Origin of the sequence: Dolichospermum circinale AWQC131C (assembly GCF_000426905.1) — a bacterium.
GTDB lineage: Bacteria > Cyanobacteriota > Cyanobacteriia > Cyanobacteriales > Nostocaceae > Dolichospermum > Dolichospermum circinale.
Map to the genome: position 1 here is coordinate 1 of NZ_KE384645.1, position 270 is coordinate 270.

The 270-nt window shown below is 38.9% G+C and carries 1 pseudogene; it reads left to right on the forward strand.

Annotated features, from left to right (window positions below):
• Positions 1-252: pseudogene (locus ACIR131C_RS23385) on the forward strand (hypothetical protein); the annotation flags it as partial.
• Positions 253-270 lie beyond the last annotated feature (18 nt).

The window sequence follows — 270 nt, forward strand, 5'->3', positions numbered from 1 at the left end:
TTAGGATTATGGGAGGGAGAATATCAAGGACTAACTAGACAGTGGTTACGTTGGTATGATAAAGATAATAATTGGTTGCCTACTCCAGAAGAACGAGAAAAACAACGGGCAGAACAGGAAAAACAACGAGCAGAACAGGAAAAACAACGGGCAGAACAGGAAAAACAACGAGCAGATTCTGCTGAGTTAGAAGTAGCTAAATTACGGCAATTGTTATTGGAACAAGGTATCAGCTTACCTAATGAGCAATAAATTTGAAAAACTATCCAG